Raw genomic sequence first — 743 nt, 5'->3', positions numbered from 1 at the left:
GGTGGGATACGGGCGCACCAGGAAGCCGTGCACCACGGCGATGGTGTCCAGGGCGGCCAGAGCGGCCACCAGACCGGCGGCGAGCTTGACAGGGGAGCCGTACTTCACGGCCAGCGCGCCGATGCTTCCCGGCTCCAGCACAGAGTTGCCCTTGCGGGTCACATCGCCGGGATACCCGGCGGGCATGCGGTTCAGATACGCGGTCATTTTGTCCCCCTCTTGGCGTAGAATTCCTCGTTGGCACGGTTGATGTCAGCCGGGGTGACGGTGCGGCCAAAGTCCTTGGCCGAGGCCTTGGTCAGGCCGTTGCCGCTGTCCCGGTTGCGCTTGATGCGGGCCACCTCGCTGGCGGCCACAAAGGCGGCGTCCAGGGTCAGGCAGTCGCAGGCGTCCAGGGTGGAGCCGCGCAGGGAGGCGGTCATCGTCCGCTCCACGTCCTTATCCGTGGCGGCGGCGCGCAGCGCCATCCGCTTGACGGCGCAGGCGTCGTCCGAGTCGGCCACGCGCATGTCGGGCCAGAGCAGCCTGGCGCGGGCCTTGACGTCGGCGTCCACGGTCCTCGTGTCTGCGGTTCTGGCGTCGCGGGTCTTGTCCCTGGCCTTGTCTTTGGCCTTGTCTTTGGCCTTGTCTTTGGCGGGTGCGGACGGCTCGGGCTCGTCCTCGTCGGCGGCGGGCTTGGGTTCTTCCTCGTCGCCGGTGGGTTCGTCCTCGTCCTGGCTGGGCGCGACCTGCCGCACCAGGAG

Annotated in this window: 2 protein-coding genes; both read right to left on the bottom strand. The window is 69.3% G+C overall.

Going from position 1 to position 743, the window contains the following annotated elements; genetic code table 11:
• A partial coding sequence (locus tag QQS14_RS16445) for a structural cement protein Gp24 (protein ID WP_425607940.1) occupies window positions 1-207 on the bottom strand: 207 nt, incomplete at its 3' end.
• Window positions 204-743, bottom strand: a 540-nt coding sequence (locus tag QQS14_RS16440; protein WP_285908102.1) for a hypothetical protein, incomplete at its 5' end; no start/stop codon positions are given. The genes QQS14_RS16445 and QQS14_RS16440, both read right to left, overlap by 4 nt.

This window comes from Pseudodesulfovibrio pelocollis (assembly GCF_030282845.1).
In the GTDB taxonomy this organism is placed as follows: domain Bacteria; phylum Desulfobacterota; class Desulfovibrionia; order Desulfovibrionales; family Desulfovibrionaceae; genus Pseudodesulfovibrio; species Pseudodesulfovibrio pelocollis.
This window is presented reverse-complemented; position numbering and strand designations above follow the sequence as displayed.